Origin of the sequence: Leptotrichia sp. oral taxon 223 (assembly GCF_013394795.1) — a bacterium.
In the GTDB taxonomy this organism is placed as follows: Bacteria; Fusobacteriota; Fusobacteriia; order Fusobacteriales; family Leptotrichiaceae; genus Leptotrichia.
On the sequence record NZ_JABXYU010000001.1, the window covers coordinates 2,084,404 to 2,107,632 of the forward strand.

The window sequence follows — 23,229 nt, forward strand, 5'->3', positions numbered from 1 at the left end:
GAAATTCTAATAATAGTAGTATATACTTGTATAGTAAAATAATTTTGAACAAAAAAATAAATTAAGGGAGATAAAATGAAAAAAATAATTTTAATGATGTCTTTACTTCTGCTATTCATAGCGTCTTGTGGGACTTCAAATGAATTTAGTGTTGATGTGGAGGGAAAAGGTAAGGTGCCTAATTTTGAATTAAAGGATTTAAATGGCAAAACGGCTGAAAGTGCGAAAATAATGAAGAATGGTAAAAAAACATTGTTTATTGTAGCGGCTGAATGGTGCCCTCATTGCAAGGAGGAAATGCCAGAAGTGCAAAAGTTCTATGATGCAAATAAAGATAAAGTAAATATCGTAGTTGTGTTTTCTAATTCTCAATCAAGTCTTGGAAAAGTACAAACTTATGTAAAAAATAACCAATATACATTCCCGATATATTACGATGAGAGTGGTGCAATTGCAAGAGGATTTAATGTTACAGGATTCCCATTCAATGTTAAGATAAATAATGGAAAAGTTGAGGAAACTCTTGAACTGCCTGTAGATTTTGATTCATTGACAGCTGAATTTGCAAAATAAAAGTCTTTACAAATAAGGAAATATGTGATAGAATAACACTTGAATTTATACTATGAATATAAGTTTGCCGCTATATTCTTGGTTTAAATAATAAATATTAGGAGGAAATACAATGGCATTAAAACCAAAAAAAGAAATTATTGAAGAATTCGGAAAGAATGCACAGGATACAGGATCTGCTGAAGTACAGGTTGCATTACTTACAGACAGAATCAGCCATCTGACAGCTCACTTGAAAACACATCCTAAAGATGTTCATTCAAGAGTAGGATTATTAAAAATGGTTGGTAAAAGAAGAAGATTATTAAATTATATCAAAAATAGAAATGTAGATGATTATAGAACATTAATTGGTAAATTAGGAATCAGAAAATAGTGATTAATATAAAAGAGCGTATTTTATGTATGCTCTTTTTTTAAAAATAAATTTCAAGGAGTTTAAAAATAGGATGAAATATAAAATAAGTGAGGAAATAACAGGACTTTTTGTTATTTTATTAAAAAAAGCTTTGTCAATTTTTTCTCTTAAAATGAGGTATAAAATTTTTGAGAGTTTTGGAGTAATTGCCTATTATGCCATAAAGAAAAGGCGGTTGCTTGCGATAAATAATATAAAAAATGCTTTTCCTGAAAAAGATGGGAAAGAAGTCCAGAAGATTGCAAAAGAATCGTATAAAACGATGGGAAAAATGATTATGACTTCGATTTTTTTGGAGGAAATTACACAAAATGGGAATACAGTTGTGGAAAACGATAAGCTTATGAGGAAGGCTTGTGAAAACAATGAAAAGGCTGTTTTAATTGTGTCACTCCATCTTGGCGGATTTGAAGCTGGGAGCAAAATGAGGGATATTAGGAAGTTTTATGCGGTTTTTAGAAATCAGAAAAATAAAAAAATTAATGATTTAATGACAAAATGGCGTGAAAAGGGTGGACTTAATTCGTTGCCATTGCACGACAGCAAGGCGTTAAGCGGAGCAATAAATGAAAAATCAATTATTGCGCTGGCTTCAGATCATTACGGGAAAGATGTGAATGTAACTTTTTTCGGAAGGGAAACGACTGGAGTGGCAGGGCCTGTACTGCTTTCGATGAAACATAAAATTCCGATAGTTCTGGCTTACGCAGTGTTTGACGGCGATATAATCCGTGTTAAGAATAAGAAAATTATTGAAATTGAAAAGCAGTCAAAATTAAAGGAAACAATGCAGTACAATATGCAAAAAATTTATCATGAATTTGAAGAAATTATTAGAGAATATCCGGAGCAGTACATGTGGCAGCATAACAGATGGAGAAATAAGAAGAAATAGTGCAGAAAAAAGTAAAAATTTATTTTTTCTAACTTGAATATGTGAAAAAATTATGATAAAATTAAATGACGAAGTTTTTGGAGGAAAATATGAAAAAGTATTTATGTCTATTTATTTTGTTAATTCTAATGAGCTGTACCAGTTTAACGGCTTCCACTAACAAAATATCACGTACTGAAACGAATGCGATCAGTACAGAGATAATGAAAGTTACGGAAGATCTGAAGGAGGCTGCCAGCTTAAATGAATATGATAAATTAAAAGAAATTTTTTTACCTACATTTAAAAATAATATTATTGTAAAAAAAATGCAAGAATACGATCTTTCGGGATTGACATTTGTTTTTTCTGATGTAAATGTCGTATCAAAAAACAAGGCAAATAACGTAATGGTAATTAATTTTGCCACAGCGAGCAATTATTATAAACTAACATGGAAAAAGACAGATGGCAATACATGGAAGATTTCAAATGTAGCTGAAAAAAAATAAGAAGGGAGAAAAATGAACATATCAATAACTGTTCTGTTGATTGTTGTTTTTTCTTTTTTGACTTTTTTTATAGCTTATTTTTTTGGGAGTTCGATATTTAAGAAAAAATATGGAGAGCTAAGCGAACTGGAATTAAAAATCGTTGATGCTAAAAGAAGACTGGAAACATCAAAAAAAGAAGTTGAAAGAGAAATAGAATCATTTAGGAAAGAAGAAACATTAAAAGTAAAAGAAGAATTATTAAATGAGAAAAAAATAGCAGATGACGAGATAAAAAAAATGAAATCAGAACTTGCTACAAAAGAAGACAGAATTGCAAAAAAAGAAGAAACATTAGAAACAAAGATGGAACGCCTGGAAGAAAGAGAACTTAAGAATGACAGATATCGTGAAAAGCTGTCCCGTAAGGAAAAAGAGCTGGATGAAATGATTGCAAATGAGGAAAAGGAGCTGGAAAGAATTTCGGAACTTACACAGGAGGATGCGAGAAAAATCATTTTGACTAAACTTGAAAATGAGTTGGATCACGATAAGGCTGTATTAATAAGAGATTATGAGTATAATTTGGACAGGGAAAAGGATAGAATTTCAAAAAGAATTATTTCCACTGCGATTGGAAAAGCGGCATCAGATTATGTAGTCGATTCGACAATTTCTGTTATTCAGCTTCCAAGTGAAGAGATGAAAGGTAGAATTATTGGACGTGAAGGAAGAAATATCAGAGCCATAGAAGCGGCAACAGGAGTTGATTTGATAATTGATGATACGCCTGAAGCAGTTGTTTTATCTTCATTTGACGGTGTAAGAAGGGAAATTGCAAGAATTGCGCTTGAAAAACTGATTTCAGATGGGCGTATTCATCCAACAAAAATTGAAGAAGTTGTTGCAAAGGCACAGCATGAAGTGGACGAAAGTATAATGGATGCGGCAGAACAGGCAATCCTTGAAGTTGGAATTCCGACATTGCCACGTGAAGTCTTAAAGGTATTTGGACGTTTAAAATTCAGAACCTCTTTCGGACAAAATATTTTGCAGCATTCAATAGAAGTTGCACATATAGCAGCGGCTCTTGCGGCAGAAATCGGGGCAAATGTGGATATAGCCAAAAGAGCGGCATTGCTACACGATATAGGGAAAGCCTTTTCACATGAACAGGAAGGTTCACATGCCTTAAACGGCGGAGAATTTTTAAGAAAATTCTCGAAGGAAAGTGAAATCGTGATAAATGCCGTGGAAGCACACCATAATGAAGTCGAGCTGTTAAGTATAGAAGCGGTTCTAGTACAGGCTGCAGATTCAATTTCAGCCTCAAGGCCGGGAGCAAGACGTGAAACATTATCAAATTACTTAAAACGTCTGGAACAACTGGAAGAAATAGCCAATAGCCACGAAGGAATTGAAACTTCATATGCAATTCAGGCTGGTAGGGAATTAAGATTAATTGTCCATCCAGATAATATTGATGATGACAAGGCTACAATATTGGCTAGAGAAGTAGCAAAAGAAATCGAAGAGAAAATGCAGTATCCAGGACAGATAAAAGTTACTGTTATCAGGGAAACTAGAGCTGTGGAATATGCAAAATAAATAAAAATGAGTTAAAAAGAGAGCTTATCCGTTAAAAATATCTTTGAGATAATTTTTATTCGGGGGGCTCTTTTTATAATAAAACAAGCTTAAAATTGAAAAATTAAAATATAGAAAAAATAAATTAAGAAAAACTATAAAAAAATGGTAATATGTAGTATAATACATATTATAAATAGAAATGTTGAATAAATTTGGAATGAAAAGGAATGATCTTAAATGAAATTTTTGATAATTGGCGATATTGTTGGTAGACCAGGTAGAAATACGCTGTTTAAATATTTGGAAAAACGAAAACAGGATTATGATTTTATTATTGTAAACGGTGAAAATTCCGCTGGCGGATTTGGGATAAATGTGAAAATTGCGAAGGAAATGTTTGAGAGAGGAGTGGACGTTATTACTCTTGGAAATCATAGCTGGGATAAAAGGGAAATTTACGCTTATATCAATGAGCAAAAAAATTTGATTAGACCAATAAATTATACGAAGGAAGCGCCGGGAAACGGTTATACAATTGTTGCAAAAAATGGAGTGAAAGTGGCAGTTATAAATGCGCAATGCAAAGTGTTCATGCCGCCGATTGCTTGTCCATTTCTGGCGGTAGAGGAAGCTCTGCCTAAAATAAAGGAAGAAACTGATATTATTATTCTTGATTTTCACGGAGAAGCAACTTCTGAAAAGCAGGCCATGGGATGGAATTTGACCGGAAGAGTGTCGGCTGTTTATGGGACGCATACTCATACACAGACAGCAGATGAGAGAATTTTGCCAGGAGGCACTGCATATATTTCAGATATAGGAATGACTGGCGGGCATGACGGTATTTTAGGAATGAACAGACGTGAGAGCATTCAAAGGTTTAAAGATGGAATGCCGACAAGATATTCTGTATGTGAAGAAAATTTGAGAATTAACGGGATTGAGCTGGAAGTAGATGAGAATACTGGAAAAGCTGTCTATATAAAACGTATAAACATGGGATATGACGAAATATAAAAAATAGAGGAAAATTTTTAAAATGAAATGGATAAAAGTAAAAATAGATTATTTTTCAGATAATTTGGAAGAAACTAAAATAAAATTGGTAAATATGTTTGACGAAATTGGGATTAAGCAAATTGAAGTTATAGATTATTTTTCTGAAAATGAGCTTGACTATAATGCCAATTTTTCTAGTAAAAATGACGTTTGGAGCATTATTGGCTATGTTGTTGACAATAGATTTGCAAATACAAAATTAAATATTATTATTAATAATTTAAAGGAACTTCAAAATGCAGACACAGAATTTATGTATGAAATTTATACAGCCAAATGCAATGATACAGACTGGCAGGATGAATGGAAAAAATATTTCCATACTGTAAATATAACTGACAATATTGTTATAAAGCCTAGCTGGGATAAGTATGAGCCATCTAACAATGAAATCGTGATTGAAATTGATCCAGGGCTTGCTTTCGGGACAGGGACGCATGAAACGACTTCGTTATGTGTGGAGTTTTTGGAAAAATATGCACAAGGCAGGGAGAAGCTGTTGGATATAGGATGCGGCTCAGGAATTTTGATGTTAATTGGAAAAAAGCTGGGTGTGAAAAAAGTCGGTGGAATTGACATTGACGTAAAAGTTCGGGATGTAGTTCTGGAAAATTTTTCTAAAAATGATATAGATGATAATTTTGAAGTTATAATTGGAAATCTGGTAGATGATGTGAATGAAAAATATGATTTGGTTGTGTCAAATATTTTGGTGGATGTTCTGGAAAAATTGCTTGAGGATATAGAAAAGATTTTGGAAAAAGGTGCAACGGTTATTTTTTCTGGAATTTTGAATGAAAAGGAAGAGGCATTTGTGAAAAAGGCTGGAAATTATAATTTGAGGCAAATTGACAGAAAAGAAAAAAATAATTGGGTATCGCTTGTTTTTAAATATGAAAATTAATAAAAAGCTAGATAATTGTAAAAGTAAAGATTATAAAAATTGAATGACAATAGTATTTTATAGCAGCAAATCATGACTGTTTATTGAAAAATGGAGAAAATTATGAAAAATCAAAATAAAAAAACAGTATTAATGGGATTTTGTAGACTCTTGAAATTAACTAAATAAAATAGAAAGTAGGGAAATATGATAATTGCTATTGATGGGCCTGCTGGAAGCGGGAAAAGCACCATTGCAAAATTGATTGCAGACGATTTGGGGCTCGTTTATCTTGATACGGGGGCAATGTATAGGCTCGTTACGTTAAAGGCTTTAAATGACGGGATTTTAGGTAATTTAGAAAAAATTGAGGAAATGCTGAATAATTTGAATATTGATATTAGGGGAAATAGATTTTATCTGGATGATATTGATGTGAGTGAGGGAATTAGAAAGCCTGTTGTTTCAGAAAATGTGTCTGATATTGCGGCAATACGTGAAGTGCGTGAAAAAATGGTGGATTTGCAGCGAAAACTTTCAAAATCAAAAAGTATTATTCTGGATGGACGTGATATTGGAACTGTTGTTTTTCCAAATGCAGATGTAAAAATATTTTTAGTTGCGGATGCAAAGGAAAGGGCAAATAGACGTTATAAAGAGCTTATTGAAAAAAGGGAAAATGTTAGAATTGAGGAAATTTATGAAAATATTTTAAAAAGGGATGAAATTGATTCTACAAGGAAGGAAAGTCCGCTAAAAAAAGCTGAGGATGCAATTGAAGTGGATACAACTTCTAAAAATATTGAAGAAGTAAAAAATGAAATTTTGAAAATAATTAAGAAGAAAGTCTAAAGCAGTGTCATTTTTTATTTGAAATAGAAATCTTATTTTAATCATATATATAATTTTTTTTAGTCTAAAAATTGTTATAATTTATATTTTTTTAAAATTAGAAAATTCATAGAAATGTAAAAAAATGAAAAAAAATGAGAAATTTTAAAAAAAACACTGGACAAATATTGAAAATAGTGTATAATAGTTTAGTAATTTACAAAAAGAAAAAAATTGGAGGTTTGATTAATATGTCAAAAAAAGAATTTGTAGATGCTTACGCAAAAGCAACAGGAGAAACTAAAAAAAGAGCTGAAGAATTGGTAAACCAATTTTTAGATACAGTTGAAGACACTTTATTAAATGGAGATTCAGTTCAATTCGTTGGATGGGGAACATTTGAAGTAAAAGAAAGAGCAGCAAGAACTGGAATTAACCCACAAACTAAAAAAGAAATTAAAATACCTGCAAAAAATGTTGTTAAATTCAAAGTAGGTAAAAAATTAGCTGACAGCGTAGCAGAAGGAAAATAATTTTTACTTCACAAATTAACAGGAAGGCTATTTCTAAATGAAAAATCATTAAGAGATAGTCTTTTTACATAAAAAACAGCAACGCTTTGAAACTGAACTTAAAAGTTATGGTTATACGTCTCAAACTTTAGATTATTAGTTCAATTTTGAAAAAGCTGGAATATAAAATATAAAAATTTATAGATTAGATAGGAAAAAAATGATTTTATATAATTTATTGAGATTTTTATTGTATCTTATAATAATAATCTTATCAATATTTAATAATAAGCTGATAAAATTCTTTAATTCACGTCTGTTCCAAAAAATGGGGAATGATAATTTCCTAAATAATGATGAAAAAGCAGCACTTATCCATTTCTCGTCAGTTGGGGAATTCAATTTATCAAAAGAATTAATTGAAAAAATATTGCAAGGCGGCAAGGCTGGGGAAAATCAGAAGGTAATACTTTCTGTTATGACTGATACTGGTTTTGAAGCAGTTAGCAAAAAATATTCAGAAAATCAGAATGTAAAAATATTTTATTTTCCGCTTGATGATTTTTTTGCAATAAAAAAACTTTATAAAAAATATGAAATAGAAAAGACGATTGTTGTGGAAACGGAAATTTGGCCAAATTTGTATTATTTTGCTGCAAAAAGTGGTAAATTATTCATTGTAAACGGAAGGTTAACTGAAAAAAAACTGAAGTCATATTTAAAATTTGGATGGCTTATAAGAAAAACATTAAACCGTGCAACGGAAATAATGGTACAAAGTATTCCTGATAAGGAAAGATATGAGAAACTGGGGCTTGATAAAACTAAAATTAAAGTTTATAAAAATTTAAAATACTCGATTAAATATAATAAAATTTCTGATGAGCAGAAAAAGCATTATTATGATACGGTTGTAAATAGAAATAAAAAAGTAATTGTATGTGGTAGCACACGTCCTGATGAGGAAAAAATATGGCTTGAAGTATTTGAAAAAATAAATATTAATAATGAATACCAGTTAGTGCTTGTGCCAAGACATCTGGAGCGAGTCAATGAAATTGAAAATATAATTTTGAAAAAGTTCTCAAAGGCTGATTATTCATTAATGACACAACTTGAAAAAAATACAGCAAAAGCTAAAACTGACAACTTGAAAAAAATAATAGTAGTTGATAAAATAGGAGTTCTGACTGATTTTTATCAGCTGGCTGATTTTGTCTTTGTTGGCGGGACACTTGCTGATATTGGAGGGCATTCGATTTTGGAACCGCTGTATTATGGGAAAAAGCCGATTATTGGAAAATATTTTCAGAATATAGAGGAAATTGTAAAAGATGCTAAAGAACTGGGATTTGTTGAGATTGTAAAAGATAAAGATGAAATTGTTGAGTATTTGAAAAAGTCTGAAAATGTCGATACAAGAAGTTTTTTTGAAAAAAATAATGAAATTGATAAAATACTGGAAGAAATACATCAGCTAAATTTTGGAAAATAAAAAATTATAAAAATAAAAATTTAAGGAAAGTAATTAAAAAATGGAAAATAAAATTGAAATTACAGGGAAAAACGGACAAAGGATGGAAATTACAGAGGCTGAAAAAGAAAAAAGAGCAAATATAAAAAAAGTAAATGATGAATTTAAGAAAATAAATGCAGAAAAAAGCAAAATTATAAATGAGCAGGAGCTTTGGAAATATTTTTTTGAAAAACCAAAAAAGAATTATAATAAATACATGTATGAAATGCTTGAATTTCCTGAGTATTTGATGTACAATAATAAAGATGTAGATAAGTATTGCGGAAAATGGAATGAGTTTTTTGGAAATAACAATGACATTTATCTTGAAATTGGCTGTGGAAGCGGTAATTTTACTGTGCAGAATGCAGAAAAATTTAAGGACAGAAATTATATTGCACTGGAATTACGATTTAAGCGGCTTGTTCTTGGAGCAAAAAAATCTAAGAAAAGAAACTTGGACAATATCCTTTTTGTGAGAAAAAGAGGGGAAACCATTTTAGATTTTATTGGTAAAAACGAAATTTCAGGTGTATATATTAATTTTCCAGATCCCTGGGAAGGTGAAGAGAAGAAAAGAGTTATAAATGAGAACCTGTTTTCCAAATTAGATGTTATTTTAAAAACAGATGGAAAACTATTTTTTAAAACAGATCACGAACAATATTACGAAGATGTTCTGGAATTGGTAAAAACACTTGAAAACTATGAAATTGTCTACCATACAAGAGATTTGCACAATTCAGAAAAGGCAAATGAGAATATTAAAACTGAATTTGAACAAATGTTTTTAAGTAAACATAATATGAATATTAAATATATTGAAATAAAAAAAATTAAATAATAGATGTTGAAAGGAGAGAAAATTAAGAATATATTTTGAAAAGCAGGAATAAAAAAACTGCATATCAAAAATTCTTATAAATAATTATGGAAAATAAAAATACGTACAATGAACTGCTTTATAAATCTAATCCATTTAATTATACGATTCCAGCGTTACTGGAAGCATATGGACGTTTGTATGGATTGACGCCAAAAGATTCAAGAAAAGCGAGAGTCTTGGAATTGGGCTCTTCATTTGGAGGAAATATTATAACGCAGGCGCTTTATAATCCTGAATCTGAATTTATTGGTGTTGATTTGACGGCAGAGCAGGTAAAGGAAGGAAATGAAGTAATTGAAAAAATTGGTTTAAAAAATATAAAACTGCTTGAAAAGAATATTTTGGAAATAAATGAGGATTTTGGAAAATTTGACTACATTATTGTCCACGGTGTATTTTCTTGGGTACCTGATATTGTAAAGGAAAAAATTGTTAAAATTTGTAATGAAAATTTGACAGAAGAAGGAATTGCATATATTTCATATAATACATACCCAGGATGGAAAGAACCAGATAAAGTACGTGAAATGATGATATATGCCAATAAATACTTCCCTGACTTTTCATTAGGAGATAAAACTCAGCGTGGAAAAGCATTTATATCAATTGTAGCAGATCAAATGAAAAGTTATACAGATATTGCTGAGAAAAAAGGGGATTTTATTAAACAAATAGAAGAAATTCTGAAAATGCAGGACTATTATGTAGGACATGAATATCTTGAAGTTTTTAATAATCCAATGTACTTGCATGAATTTGTGGATTTGATGAGAAAGGAAAACCTGGAATACGTATCTGATGTTGCATTAAGACTGTCAATTGCAAGTATTTATAATCAAAGTACAGTAGAAAAATTACAGCAACTTTCTCAAGGGGATCACGTTATAAAGGAACAATGTCTTGACTACATACTTGATACTAAATTTAGAAGGGCATTAATTTGTAAAAAAAGTCAGGCTGAAAAGCTTAACTTTACTGAGAGTTTTCCAAATGAAATATTAGATTCATTCCTCTTGACATTGAAATATACAGAAGAAGAATTACAGACATTAAATGAAGAGAATACAAAGTCCATTATGCTGGAATTAATTAAAACTCCAAATAACAGTTTTACAGTTCCAGATGCAATGAAAGTATGGGAAAATCTAAAGACACAAGATGAAAATGCTAAAAATGAAGAAAAAGACGATGAAATTATTGCAAACTTGAGAAAATTTATTTTGAACAGCATGATTAACGGTAAAATAAAATTTTACTGTTCTGAAAATGAAACTGTGCCTTATGAAGAAAATAATGTGTATATACCAGAAACATTTAGAAATTATCTGAGAACTCTTATTGTAGGAGAAGGAGCCAACATAATTGGGATAGCAAATTCCAGAAATGAAATTATAAGCGATTTGAATGATGTAGATGTAATAGTTGCAGATATTTTATCAGAGCCAAAACCCGAATCAGAAATTTTGGAAGAGTTATCAAAAACAACTATTTATAGAACAATGCCGGATGGCGAAAGAACAGAAGTTCAGGCTTCGGAATATTTGCCTGAAAGTCTAAAGAAATTTGAATTTTTAGGATATTTTGTTGCGAAAAAATAAAATGTTGGAATGTGATGGGCGCTGCTTGTCACATTTTTTATTTGTAATAAATTTGTTCTATTTTCAAAATTATTATATTTTTAATAGACAGAATAAAAAAAATATGATATAATAAAAAAACTGAGGGATAGTTAAGCAATTTCATTGAATATTCAAATTATGTACAAAATTCTTTAACTTATACTGTATTTAAATCTTTTCAAAACCAAACTGGCAAAGTAAATAATAAATAGAACAGTAATAGCTTTTGAAGCTTTTGAGTTTAGTTTTAAAGCGGATTTAATATAGAATTAAAAAGGAGAAATTATGAGAGAATTACAAAAGTTTTTAGAATTGGAGAACATAATTAAATTTTTAAAAACAAATCTTTTTAAGTTATTTATAATTTATCTAATTATAAAAATAGGAAAAATATTTAAAACTAGAGTTGAAAAAATATTAAAAATTATATTGGAAAAGTCAAATACAGACAAAAGCCTTGCCTCTTTTCTAATTTCAATTTATTCCATTTTATATTATTTTATTCTAGTTTATATTTCAATTGGAATTCTCGGTATAAATACAACTTCTATTACAACGTTTTTAGGAGCGGCTGGAATTGTATTAGGGATTGCATTTAAAGAAACTTTGGGGAATTTCTGCGGTGGGCTTATAATTTTGACATTTAAGCCATTTAGAGTTGGAGATACTATTGAGTACAATAACTATATTGGAACAGTAAAGAGAATTGAACTGTTTTATACAAAAATATTAAATCCGCAAAATGAACTTGTAATTATACCTAACGGAATAATTACAAATACTGAGATACGGAATATTAAGCAAAATGGTGAACGTAGGCTGGATTTAACAATAGGAATTTCGTATAAAAGCGATATCCAGAAAGTAAAAAATATTTTAAATAAAATTGTTCAGGAAGAAACAATGAATGAAGTTGATGAAACAGAAATTAAAAATAACTTACTGACTAAACTTCAAAATAGTATTCTTGAAAAGAAAAATAAAAGTAAAATTAATATTTTTTCGATAGTTTTTTCAAGCAAAAAAATGAAGGAAATGGAAGAAGAAGCTAATAAAGATGGGCATAATGCCAATAACGAAGATCAAGAAGATCAAGAAGATAATAAAATTAATAATATGAAAAAAGCTGATAATGATAATAAAAAATTAATTTTAGCTTCAAAGGATCCTATTATTGGAGTAGGAGAACTAGCTGATTCTGCAATAATATTTTATATTTTTGTTTATACACGTTCAGAAAATTATTTAACTCTTAAATTTAAATTAAATGAAAGAATAAAAACAGAGTTTGATAAGGAAGGTATTGAAATACCGTTTCCACAAATGGATGTACATATGGTAGATAAAACAGTCATGTATTAGGAAAATTTTAAATTATATATATAAAATTAATAGACAATAAGGAGAGAAAATGGAAATAAGGAGATTTTTGAATGACAATTTAGCGCAAAGCAACTGCTATGTGATTTCTTATGAAAATGATTGTTATGTCGTGGATCCTGGAGAGGAGAAAATGACAGAAGTTATTAACTATATTAGGGAAAATAATTTGAACTTGCTGGCAGTTCTTTTGACTCATGGGCATTGGGATCACATTTTAGGAATTCCGTCCATATTGGAATATAAGAAAGTTCCGATTTATGTGAGCGAAGGCGGCTATGAGTTTTTATTTAATCCTGAATTATCGCTTTTTGCATGGAGTGAAGGAAAATTTGAGTTAAGTGATGAAGCTCAGATTATAACCCTGAAGGAAAATGACAAATTGGGCAAAAATGGGAAAATATCCGAAGGCACTGGTGATGGGAGTTTTAATTTTGAGATAATCGAAACGCCGGGGCATAGCAGAGGAGATATTTGCTATTATGACAGGGCTAACAAGATGTTAATTTCTGGAGATACAATGTTTGCTGGAACTTATGGAAGAGTGGATCTTCCCACAAGCGATCCGATTCAGATGGGAAAATCATTGAAAAAATTGTTGGCATTAGATGAAGATGTGAGGGTGTATCCTGGACATTTTTTCGATACTACAATTGGTAAGGAAAAAAAGTATTACTAAAATTACAGCTTATAAATTAAGGAAAAAAATGAAAATAATAATTCAAAGAATAAATTATGCAAAAATATTTGTGAATGACAAGTTTAAAGGAGAAATTGGTAAGGGAATAGTCGCATATGTGGGAATTTCTAGCAAAGATTCTGAAAAGGATATTGATTTTTGTATTGATAAATTAGTTAATTTAAGAATTTTTAATGATGATAATGATAAAATGAATTTATCAGTGAAGGATATAAATGGAGAATTATTGGTTGTAAGTAATTTTACGATTTATGGAAACACAAAAAAAGGAAGAAGGCCAAGCTATACTGATTCGGCACCAGCTGAAACAGCAGAGAAAATTTATAATCTGCTTGTTGAAAAATTAAGACGGACAGATGTTAAATTTGAAACTGGGGAGTTTAGGCAGCATATGAAAATTATTTCTGAAAATGATGGGCCTGTAAATTTGATAATCGATTCACATTAAAATAAGGAAGGGAGAGAAAAGTAAAAATGGTAAGAAAATCAACATTTACAATGGCGTGCATGCTATTAACAGTAGGGTGTACAGGATTACAGACAAAAGGAGTAGGAGAAGGAGTTGGAGGAAGTGAAACAAAGACGGGAAAGAGAAGCCATAACAATGATTTCTCGGTAGAAAATAATGGAGATAATGAAACTATCACTGTTGAGATAGTTCAAAATAAAGACAGGAAAAATAATATTAAAAATGAAAAAAAACATTCAGGGCAAGAAATTGTTAAAGTGGAAAAATCAGATCGTTCAAATAAAAACAGCAATGACTATATAGATAAAAGTATAGATAATTTAAGGGTAACAAAATTATTTGATGAAAATAAGCTGGTAGACCGTTCAATGCCAAATTCACAGATAGTATTGCAAAAATTGGCAGAATTAAAGAAAAAACATCAGGAAATTTTATTAAATGGTACATTTAGCCAGAAAAAAACAGTAGCTTTACAGACGCAGCTTTTAAAGTCATATAGCAACTGGAAAGGTACAAAATATTCGCTTGGCGGAGATTCGGAAAGAGGAATGGACTGTTCAGCATTGACAAGAAGGGTTTATCGGGAAGTTTATGGATATGAATTGCCAAGACAGACTATACAGCAAATTAAAGTAGGAGCCCATATTCCAAAGGAAAACTTGAAACCGGGAGATATTGTATTTTTTAGGCCTGAAGGAAATAATCATACGGCAGTTTACTTAGGGGATACGCTTTTCATAAATGCCTCGTCATCTAAAGGAGTTGTAATTTCTACTTTGGAAAATACATATTGGAATAAATATTTTAGATATGGAGTAAGAGTCAGATCAGTTTAATAAAATGTAAAGAATATGTATTAATCTTGATACATATTTTTTATTTATTGCATTTTTATATTGAAAAAGAGATAAGAATAGTGTATTATATATACATTAGATTTAGGGTAATTAGTAATGAAATAATTAATTCTTAGGTAGATAAACCTTAATCAAAAAAGTTTTTTAGGAGGAAAAAATAATGAAAAATTACAAAGTGGCAATTATTGGAGCAACTGGACTTGTTGGAAGAACATTTTTAAAAGTGTTAAAAGAAAGAAATTTTCCAGTAGAAAAACTATATCTTTATGCTTCGCCAAATTCGGCAGGGAAAAAAATTGAGTTTAATGGGACAGAATACACTGTTATGGAATTAAAAGATGAAACAATAGCAGATGATATTGATGTGGCTTTATTTTCAGCCGGTGGAGGAGTATCATTGGAATATGCACCGAAATTCAAGGCAAAAGGTGCAGTTGTAATAGATAACAGCAGTGCTTGGAGAATGGATAAAAATATTCCGTTAATAGTTCCTGAAGCGAATCCTGAGGCACTGGAAAATCATCCAGGAATCATTGCAAATCCAAACTGTTCTACAATTCAGGTGATGCCTGTGCTAAAGGTACTGCAGGATAAATATGGATTAAAAAGAGTAATTTACTCGACTTATCAGGCTGTGGCAGGTTCTGGACAGAGAGGAATTGATGATTTGGAAGCTAATTTGAAAGGGGAGCCATCAAAAGGGTATCCACATCAAATAGCATTTAACGCATTGCCGCACATTGATGTTTTCTTGGATAACGGCTATACAAAAGAAGAAGAAAAAATGATTAATGAAACTAGAAAAATATTAAACTTGCCAGACTTAAAGGTAACAGCAACTTGTGTAAGAGTGCCAGTTAGATACGGGCATGCAGTGTCTGTAAATGTGGAATTGGAAAAACCTTTTGAATTGGAAGATGTAATTCGCGCATTTGAGGAAAAAGAAGGAATCATAGTGCAGAATGATGGCAAGAATAACATTTATCCTATGCCTATAAATGCTCAGGATACTGATGAAGTCTATGTTGGAAGAATCAGAAAAGACTTTTCGGCTGATAATGCTTTAAATCTATGGGTTGTAGCAGACAACATAAGAAAGGGCGCAGCTACAAATACAATTCAAATTGCTGAAACTTTAATAAAAAAAGGAGCATTATAGTAAAATATGAAATTTAGCAAAATAAAAAATAAAATACTAGTATTATTAGTTTTTGTTGCCACTTTCATAACAGGCTACAGTGATGATATAAAGGTTGGAATGGAGTGTGGATATGCTCCTTTCAACTGGTTTCAAAATGACGCCAAAAATGGTGCTGTGAAAGTGGATGGAGGTTATTGTGGCGGATATGACGTTGAAATAGCCAAAGTTATTGCAAAAAAACTGAATAAAAATCTGGTAATTGTAAAAACGAAATGGGATGCATTACTTGGTCCTGCATTGAATTCTGGAAAAGTTGATTTAGTTATAGCAGGAATGTCTGCAACACCTGAAAGAAGACAAAGCCTAACATTCTCAAAACCATATTATGAATCAGATTTAGTGGTAGTCGTGAAAAAAAATGGAAAATATGCAAACGCCAAATCAATTAATGATTTCACAGGAGCAAAAATTACAGGGCAGTTAAATACACTTCACTATGATGTCATTGATCAGATGAAAGGTGTTCAAAAGCAGACTGCTATGGAAAGTTTCCCAGCTATGATAGTTGCATTAAATTCTGGGAAAATAGATGGGTATATATCAGAAAGACCTGGAGCTATGGCAGCTCAGTTTTCAAATCCTAATTTAAAGTTCATTTCATTTGATAAGAATACAGGATTTAAATATGATACAGAAGAAGTGAATGTGGCTGTTGGAATGAAATTGGGAAATACAGAGCTGGAGGAGCAAATTAATAAAATATTAGATGAAGATTTAACTTCTAAAGCACGGCAACGTATTATGGAAAAGGCTATACAAAATCAGCCAAATGAAGCTTCACGTTCGTTTTTTGGATGGGTAGCATTTTTTATTCAAAATAACTGGATGACATTTGTGAAAGGTACAGTTTCAACACTGTATATTTCAATTACAGGTACAGTAGTAGGGTTTTTCATTGGATTAATGGTTGCATTATTGAGATATTCAGAAGCAGAAATCGATGGACAAGTTCATAAATATAAAAAAAATGGATTAAAAGTTTTAAACTGGTTTTCTTCAATATATATTGCAGTATTTAGAGGAACTCCGATGATTGTACAATCAATGGTAATCTATTATGGACTTTCTCAAGTATTTCATTTGAACTTGTCTCCACTGGTAGCAGCATTGTTTATTGTATCAATAAATACGGGTGCATATATGAGTGAAATTATCCGTGGAGGGATTGATTCGATTGATAGTGGACAGTTTGAAGCGGCAAAAGCTATTGGAATGACGAATTTTCAGCTGATGCAAAGTATTATTTTTCCGCAGATGTTTAGAAATATTTTACCAATGATTGGAAATGAGCTTATTGTAAATATTAAAGATACATCTGTATTAAATGTAATAAGTGTTACTGAGCTGTTCTTTATTTCAAATTCGGTTGCGGGAACTTATTCACGTTATTATGAAGTGTTTATTATAACAAGCGTGATTTATTTCTTCTTAACGTTTACATTGTCATTAATATTAAAACAAATTGAAAAAAGAATTGACGGGCCTCAAAATTTTGAAATTCTGGATGACGCTAATGGGGAGGAAAAATAATGGGGAAAAAAGTTATTGAAATAAAAAATATTAGAAAAGATTTTGGAAAAAGAACTGTTTTAAAGGATGTAAACTTTGATGTTCATGAAAAGGAAGTTGTAAGTATAATTGGTTCGTCTGGAAGTGGAAAATCAACACTTTTAAGATGTATAAACCTGCTTGAAAAGCCTACGAGTGGACAAGTTCTAATTCATGGGAAAGATGCAATGGCAGGAGATGTATCACTTGTACATTTGCGTGAAAAAGTAGGAATGGTATTTCAGCAGTTTAATTTGTTTAATAACTTGAGCGTTCTGGAAAACTGCGTAATAGGACAAATGAAAGTTCTAAGAAAATCACGGAAAGAAGCTGAAAAAATAGCAAAGGAATTTTTGGCAAAAGTAGGAATGGAGCGTTTTATTCACGCAAAGCCAAATCAAATTTCGGGTGGGCAGAAGCAACGTGTGGCAATAGCAAGGGCATTGGCAATGCAGCCGGAAGTTTTGCTGTTTGATGAGCCAACATCAGCATTAGATCCTGAAATGGTTGGAGAAGTTCTGAAAGTAATGAAGGACTTGGCAAAAAGTGGACTTACAATGATTGTTGTAACGCATGAAATGGATTTTGCACACGATGTTTCAAGTAGAGTTGTGTTTATGGATCAGGGTGTAATCGTGGAAGATGAAAAGCCTGAAAATATTTTTGAAAATCCGAAACATGAGAGAACTAAGGAATTTTTGAGCAGAATGTTAAAAAAATAGATTATAAATAAATTATAGAAATTAAAATTTTACGAAAAAATATAATTTAAAATTATTTAAAAAATCTCTAGAGAGCAGGTAAATTACGGAGATTGGATGATATGAAAATTATTGTCATTTTATAAATTATATTTAAAAAATAAGAAAAATGAGAAAATTCCTTGAATTTTTTTTAAAAATAGTGTAAAATAGTAAAGGTTAAAAAAATAAATAGGAATTATAAAAAATAAGGAGAAAAAATGGCTAAAAAAAATGAAACTAAATTAGCTTTGACTGAAGAAGAAAAAGCAAGAGGTTTAAACGCTGAAGAAATAAAAGGACTTTTAATTAATAAAGCAATTTTAGAAACAGCTAAGAAATACAAATTTAATGATGAAGAAAAAGAAGAGTTTGAATACTTCTTTAAAAATGAAAAAAATAAATTCTTTATTGCAAAAGCAATTGAAGATAAAATTTCTGTAAATGAAAATGATGTTACAAAATTATACACTGACAACAAAGCAAACTTTGATGCACAAAATATTCCATTTTCAGAAGCAAGGGAAATTATTCAAAGAGATTTGTTAAATCAGCAGCTTGCTACACTTGAAGCTGAAGAATTAAACAAATTAGTTGAAGGAATGGAAGATAAGGTAGAAATTTCTAAAAAGGAAGTATTGTTCTCTAAAGGAAATTCTGAAGTATTAAAAACTTTAATTGTTGGTAAAATAATTGCTAAAAAAATGGCAGAAGAAAACTTTGAAGAAAATAATAAAAACGATATTGAAATTATTAAAGATAACGTATACATGAACTATTATTTAGACTTGCAAGTAAGAAAAAATGTAAAAGTTACTCAAGAAGAAATTGCTGAAATTTATGAAAATGAAAAAGCAAAATTAGGAAATGTAACTCCAAACAGTGCATATCAACAAATTGCCAACGCATTGTTAAATAACAGAGCAATTGAAGAAAGAAATAATTTAATAAACAAAATTTCAGAAGAATATAAAATTGAAGAAGTTGCAAAAGAATATACTGAAGCTGAATAAGTGTTAATTAAGTGATTATATGAAAACTTGGAAAGTAGTGAATTTATGAAATCCAAGTTTTTTATTTTTTATAAGGAAAGTAAATTTATCTTTTTTTATACATAAAAAATAAGGAGTACAATGTAGTACCCCAAATTATTTGAAAATTTTAAATTAATTTTTTCCAAGTTCATCTGCTACTAATATTGCTGCAAAAACGTCATCAGCAGTAACTTTGAATGGCATATTATGGATTGTTTCACCTTCGGCTGTACTTGCTTTTGCCACTTCATACAGTCTTTCTTTAGAAACGCTTCCCATTCCCAATTCATTCAATGTTGTTGGAAGTCCCATGCTCTTGCAGAACTCTACAACTTTTTTAATTTCACATAGACATCTGTTTTCCAGAACTAATTGTGTAATTGTTCCGAATGCCACTTTTTCACCGTGATACATATGATGCCCTTCTTCTAAAATTGTAAGTCCGTTGTGAATAGCGTGAGCTGCTGCAAGTCCTCCACTTTCAAATCCAATACCACTTAAATAAGTATTTGCTTCAATTATATTTTCCAAAGCTTTTGTAACTACTTTGTTTTCCACTGAAATTTTGGCTTTTAGTCCGTCTTCAAATAATGTATCCTTGCACAATTCTGCGATTGCAATGGCTGCCTTCGTAATGCTTCCTCCAGCGATTGAAACAGCATTTGAATCAACGCAGGCTTTGGCTTCATAGTAAGTGGCAAGAGCATCTCCGATTCCAGCAACAAGAAGTCTGGCAGGCGCATTTACGATTATGTCTGTATCCATTATTACCATATCAGGGTTTGCCTTTAAGAACAGATATTCTTCAAATTCTCCGTTTGGAGTGTAAATTACTGACAAAGCGCTGCATGGAGCATCTGTTGAAGCAATTGTTGGAACGATGAATACAGGAATGTTTTCGTAATAAGACACTGCTTTTGCTGCATCAAGAGTTTTTCCTCCACCGATTCCAAATACTGCATCACATTTTTTTTCTTTTAAAATATCAATATTTCGGTTAATTTCATTTTTAGAGCATTCTCCACCAAAAACTTCAACATGGTAGTTTACGCCTTCCTTTTCAAAACTTTCAACAATTTTGTCCTTAAAATTATCAAAAATAAATTTGTCTACTAACAGATAGGCTCCGCTGTTGCCACGTAATTTGTAATAAGATGCCAAATTGGCAATTTCATTTCTTCCTTGAATATATTTTGATGGTGAATTAATAATTTTTGCCATAAAAAATCATCTCCTATAAAATTTATTTGTTTTTAAAATCCATAATTTTTTGTTATTACGTTAATATTGTTATAACATATTTTTTAATAAAGTCAATAGTAATTTTGCCATAAAAATCAGAAAATTACTGAAATTTAGTGTTTTAAGACAATTTGCTGACTTTTAAATTTTATTAAATTTCTAAAATCTTTTCTAGTTCCTGTTTTAGTTTAGTGTAATCTGGCAAATAAAGCCCTTTGATATGTTTTTTCTCAGCAGCTTCAATATTTTGCTTAATATCGTCAATAAATAATGTTTCTTCTGGAACTAAGCCAAATTCATAAAGAAGCGTGTCGTAAATTTTTTCTTCTGGTTTTAACAGTTTGAAATAGCACGAAACTAGGCAGCCTTCAAACAGTTTAAAAAAATCATTATGCTTAAAGACATATTCAAATGAATCCTTGTGAAAATTTGAAAGCACATATAATTTGTATTCATAATGATCTCTTAATTTGTAAAGAAGTTCAATATTTTCTTTTATAGGCTTTAACAATTTAAAAAAGTCCTTATCAAAAAAATTATCAATTTCAGCAGCTAAATATGGAGTTCTTTCCTTAAAAATTTTTTTAGCTTCAGAATAAGTCAAAGTTCCCCTGTCAAGCATTTGCCATTCTTTTGTATTAATTATATTTTGATGAAATGCCTCTCTTTTTTCTTTCGGCAATTTTTCTTCTAAATATGTATCCTTATCAAATTTTATTAAAACATTTCCTAAATCAAATACTATGTTTTTTATTTTTTTAGAATTTATATTTTCCATTTTGTTTGCACCTCTAACTATTTTTTATTTTATATTTTCTTTCTGTTTTTGATAATCGACATTTACAAAAATAATTGATATTAAAGATATAGAATACATTGCAGATAAAGCTGGAATAAAATTTTTGATAAAAGTTATTTTTTCAAAAACTCATTTACAAATTCCAACACATTTTCAATTTTAACTTCTGAACTTTCTCCAGTTTTTCTATCCTTTATTTCCACAATTCCATCAACTGCGCCTTTTCCAACGACTATTTTTAGTGGAAAACCAATTAAGTCAGCATCTTTAAATTTGAATCCTGCTCTTTCATTTCTATCGTCTAATACTGTCTCAATTTTATTTTGATTTAACTCATTATACAATGTTTCGCCTATATTTACCTGTGTTTCATCTTTCATATTGGCAATTATTATATCAACGTGGTAAGGAGCTATTGCTTTTGGCCAGATTATGCCGTATTCATCGTGGTTTTGTTCGATTGCAGCTGAAATGATTCTGGACATTCCCATTCCGTAGCATCCCATTTTCATAACTGCCTGTTTTCCATTTTCGTCAAGAACAGTAGCGTTTAGAGCTTTTGAATATTTTTCTCCAAGCTTAAAAATATGCCCAACTTCTATTCCACGTGCAATTTTTAGGACACCTTTTCCATCAGGGGAAAGATCTCCAGCTCTGGCAGTTCTGATATCTGCAACTAAGTCGTATGCCAAGTCTTCAAGATTGACATTTATATAGTGATAATCTGCTTTATTGGCACCTAAAACAAAATTTTTCACATATTTTACAGTTTCATCAATTACAACGTATAAGCCTTCCTTTTTCTCATAGGAACCTGCATATCCAGCAACCAGTCCAAATTTTTCACATTCTTCCTCGCTCATCATTTCAAGCTCTGTAGAAGCTCCAACTGCATTTTTCAATTTTATAGGATTTACGTCTAAATCTCCTCTTATTAAAGCTAGCACAAATTTTTCCCCATCTTCAAGAATTTCCTTTAGCATTACCGCCTTTACAGTTTTTTCTTTAGGGATATTCAAGAAATTAGCCAAATCTTCAATTGTTTTTGCATTTGGAGTTTCGACTAATTCTTTTGGAAGTTTTTCTTCATTACTTTCTTTTAATTCAATAATGCTTGTTGCTTTTTCAACATTTGCCGCATAGTTTGAAGAGTCGCTGTATAAAATGTCATCTTCTCCACTTTCTGCAAGCACCATAAATTCATGTGAAGCATCTCCTCCGATAGAACCTGTATCAGCCTCAACCGCTCTGTAACCAAGTCCCATTCTTTCAAAAATTCTCGAATAAGTGTCTTTCATATTCAAATATTCTTTATCAAGCGACTCCTGTGTCAAGTGGAAGCTGTAGCCATCCTTCATCACAAATTCCCTTCCACGCATAAGACCAAATCTTGGACGCATTTCATCCCTAAATTTTGTCTGAATCTGATAAACGTTAAAAGGCAGTTCCTTGTATGATGAAATCGAATCTCTCACAATATCTGTAATAACTTCCTCGTGAGTAGGTCCAAGCGAAAATTCCCGTTCATTTCTATCCTTCAATCTCATAAGTTCAGGTCCATATGCAAACCAACGTCCAGATTCTTCCCAAAGTGAAGCCGGCTGCAGTACAGGCATAAGCAGTTCCTGAGCCCCTGCCCTATCCATTTCTTCCCTCGTAATATTTTCTATCTTCTTAAGAACCCTATACCCCAATGGCAAATAAGTATAAACGCCCCTCGTAAGCTGTTTAATCATAAATGCCCTAAGCATAAGCTGATGACTCACAATTTGAGCTTCCTTTGGTGCTTCCTTGTATGTTTTTAAAAACGCTTTTGATAATCTCATATTTTCTCCTTCTATATTTAATTTATATTGTACTGTAATGCTTATATTGTATATTTTTTTTGAATTTTTAGCAATAGTTTTTTGAAAAATAATGTTATGAAAAAGTAAATTTTTAATTTAAAATGAGTTTACTGTAGAATGATTTTAAGTTATAATAAAGCAAGAATGAAATAAAAAAGGA

The 23,229-nt window shown here is 30.7% G+C and carries 23 protein-coding genes; 20 read left to right on the forward strand and 3 right to left on the reverse strand.

What is annotated here, in order from left to right; translation table 11 throughout:
• Positions 1-75: 75 nt before the first annotated feature.
• The 20 genes from HW275_RS09810 (at position 76) to HW275_RS09905 (ending at position 19,160) form a co-directional block, all read left to right on the forward strand.
• Positions 76-573, forward strand: a complete 498-nt coding sequence (locus tag HW275_RS09810; RefSeq protein ID WP_178936342.1) for a TlpA disulfide reductase family protein — start codon at positions 76-78, stop codon at positions 571-573.
• A gap of 112 nt (positions 574-685) precedes the next feature.
• Entirely contained in the window at positions 686-949 is a 264-nt protein-coding gene (gene rpsO, locus HW275_RS09815; protein ID WP_178936343.1) for a 30S ribosomal protein S15, read from the forward strand.
• 73 nt (positions 950-1,022) lie between these two features.
• Entirely contained in the window at positions 1,023-1,886 is an 864-nt protein-coding gene (locus HW275_RS09820) for a lysophospholipid acyltransferase family protein (RefSeq protein WP_178936344.1), read from the forward strand.
• Positions 1,887-1,975: 89 nt separating this feature from the next.
• Entirely contained in the window at positions 1,976-2,377 is a 402-nt protein-coding gene (locus tag HW275_RS09825) for a hypothetical protein (RefSeq protein ID WP_026749547.1), read from the forward strand.
• Between the two features lie 12 nt (positions 2,378-2,389).
• Positions 2,390-3,964: a ribonuclease Y gene (rny, locus tag HW275_RS09830; RefSeq protein ID WP_178936345.1), complete on the forward strand. Its 1,575-nt coding sequence runs from the start codon at positions 2,390-2,392 to the stop codon at positions 3,962-3,964.
• Positions 3,965-4,183: 219 nt separating this feature from the next.
• Positions 4,184-4,963 (forward strand): TIGR00282 family metallophosphoesterase, encoded by a 780-nt coding sequence (locus HW275_RS09835; protein ID WP_178936346.1) that lies wholly within the window; start codon positions 4,184-4,186, stop codon positions 4,961-4,963.
• 22 nt (positions 4,964-4,985) lie between these two features.
• The gene (gene prmA, locus HW275_RS09840; protein WP_178936347.1) at positions 4,986-5,909 is read left to right on the forward strand and encodes a 50S ribosomal protein L11 methyltransferase; all 924 of its coding nucleotides are present in this window, start codon (positions 4,986-4,988) and stop codon (positions 5,907-5,909) included.
• Between the two features lie 186 nt (positions 5,910-6,095).
• Entirely contained in the window at positions 6,096-6,740 is a 645-nt protein-coding gene (gene cmk / locus HW275_RS09845; protein WP_178936348.1) for a (d)CMP kinase, read from the forward strand.
• Positions 6,741-6,970: 230 nt separating this feature from the next.
• Entirely contained in the window at positions 6,971-7,252 is a 282-nt protein-coding gene (locus HW275_RS09850) for an HU family DNA-binding protein (RefSeq protein WP_026749552.1), read from the forward strand.
• A gap of 199 nt (positions 7,253-7,451) precedes the next feature.
• Positions 7,452-8,726, forward strand: a complete 1,275-nt coding sequence (locus HW275_RS09855; protein WP_178936349.1) for a 3-deoxy-D-manno-octulosonic acid transferase — start codon at positions 7,452-7,454, stop codon at positions 8,724-8,726.
• Between the two features lie 40 nt (positions 8,727-8,766).
• The gene (trmB, locus tag HW275_RS09860) at positions 8,767-9,591 is read left to right on the forward strand and encodes a tRNA (guanosine(46)-N7)-methyltransferase TrmB (protein ID WP_178936350.1); all 825 of its coding nucleotides are present in this window, start codon (positions 8,767-8,769) and stop codon (positions 9,589-9,591) included.
• An 86-nt stretch (positions 9,592-9,677) separates the two neighbouring features.
• Positions 9,678-11,231: a methyltransferase regulatory domain-containing protein gene (locus HW275_RS09865; protein WP_178936351.1), complete on the forward strand. Its 1,554-nt coding sequence runs from the start codon at positions 9,678-9,680 to the stop codon at positions 11,229-11,231.
• 306 nt (positions 11,232-11,537) lie between these two features.
• Positions 11,538-12,614, forward strand: coding sequence for a mechanosensitive ion channel family protein (locus HW275_RS09870; protein ID WP_178936352.1), 1,077 nt, complete (start codon positions 11,538-11,540; stop codon positions 12,612-12,614).
• A gap of 49 nt (positions 12,615-12,663) precedes the next feature.
• Positions 12,664-13,311 carry an MBL fold metallo-hydrolase gene (locus tag HW275_RS09875; protein WP_178936353.1) on the forward strand — a complete coding sequence of 216 codons (648 nt, stop codon included), beginning with the start codon at positions 12,664-12,666 and terminating at the stop codon, positions 13,309-13,311.
• 28 nt (positions 13,312-13,339) lie between these two features.
• The gene (dtd, locus tag HW275_RS09880; RefSeq protein ID WP_178936354.1) at positions 13,340-13,780 is read left to right on the forward strand and encodes a D-aminoacyl-tRNA deacylase; all 441 of its coding nucleotides are present in this window, start codon (positions 13,340-13,342) and stop codon (positions 13,778-13,780) included.
• A gap of 26 nt (positions 13,781-13,806) precedes the next feature.
• Positions 13,807-14,637 (forward strand): NlpC/P60 family protein, encoded by an 831-nt coding sequence (locus HW275_RS09885; RefSeq protein WP_178936355.1) that lies wholly within the window; start codon positions 13,807-13,809, stop codon positions 14,635-14,637.
• A 181-nt stretch (positions 14,638-14,818) separates the two neighbouring features.
• On the forward strand, positions 14,819-15,817 hold the full coding sequence (locus HW275_RS09890) for an aspartate-semialdehyde dehydrogenase (RefSeq protein WP_178936356.1): 999 nt from the start codon (positions 14,819-14,821) through the stop codon (positions 15,815-15,817).
• Positions 15,818-15,823: 6 nt separating this feature from the next.
• The gene (locus HW275_RS09895; RefSeq protein WP_178936357.1) at positions 15,824-17,389 is read left to right on the forward strand and encodes an ABC transporter permease subunit; all 1,566 of its coding nucleotides are present in this window, start codon (positions 15,824-15,826) and stop codon (positions 17,387-17,389) included.
• Entirely contained in the window at positions 17,389-18,129 is a 741-nt protein-coding gene (locus HW275_RS09900) for an amino acid ABC transporter ATP-binding protein (RefSeq protein WP_178936358.1), read from the forward strand. The genes HW275_RS09895 and HW275_RS09900 overlap by 1 nt, the downstream gene beginning before the upstream one ends.
• Positions 18,130-18,368: 239 nt before the next feature.
• Positions 18,369-19,160: a viral A-type inclusion protein gene (locus tag HW275_RS09905; RefSeq protein ID WP_178936359.1), complete on the forward strand. Its 792-nt coding sequence runs from the start codon at positions 18,369-18,371 to the stop codon at positions 19,158-19,160.
• A gap of 153 nt (positions 19,161-19,313) precedes the next feature.
• On the opposite strand, the gene HW275_RS09910 is transcribed toward HW275_RS09905, so the two are convergent.
• The 3 genes from HW275_RS09910 to HW275_RS09920 form a co-directional block, all read right to left on the reverse strand.
• Complete coding sequence (locus HW275_RS09910) at positions 19,314-20,402, reverse strand: glycerol dehydrogenase (protein ID WP_178936360.1); 1,089 nt, start codon at positions 20,400-20,402, stop codon at positions 19,314-19,316.
• A gap of 172 nt (positions 20,403-20,574) precedes the next feature.
• A complete protein-coding gene (locus HW275_RS09915) occupies positions 20,575-21,201 on the reverse strand; it encodes an HAD family phosphatase (protein WP_178936361.1) in 627 nt (208 codons plus the stop codon).
• 134 nt (positions 21,202-21,335) lie between these two features.
• The gene (locus HW275_RS09920; protein ID WP_178936362.1) at positions 21,336-23,048 is read right to left on the reverse strand and encodes a proline--tRNA ligase; all 1,713 of its coding nucleotides are present in this window, start codon (positions 23,046-23,048) and stop codon (positions 21,336-21,338) included.
• Between the last annotated feature and the right edge of the window lie 181 nt (positions 23,049-23,229).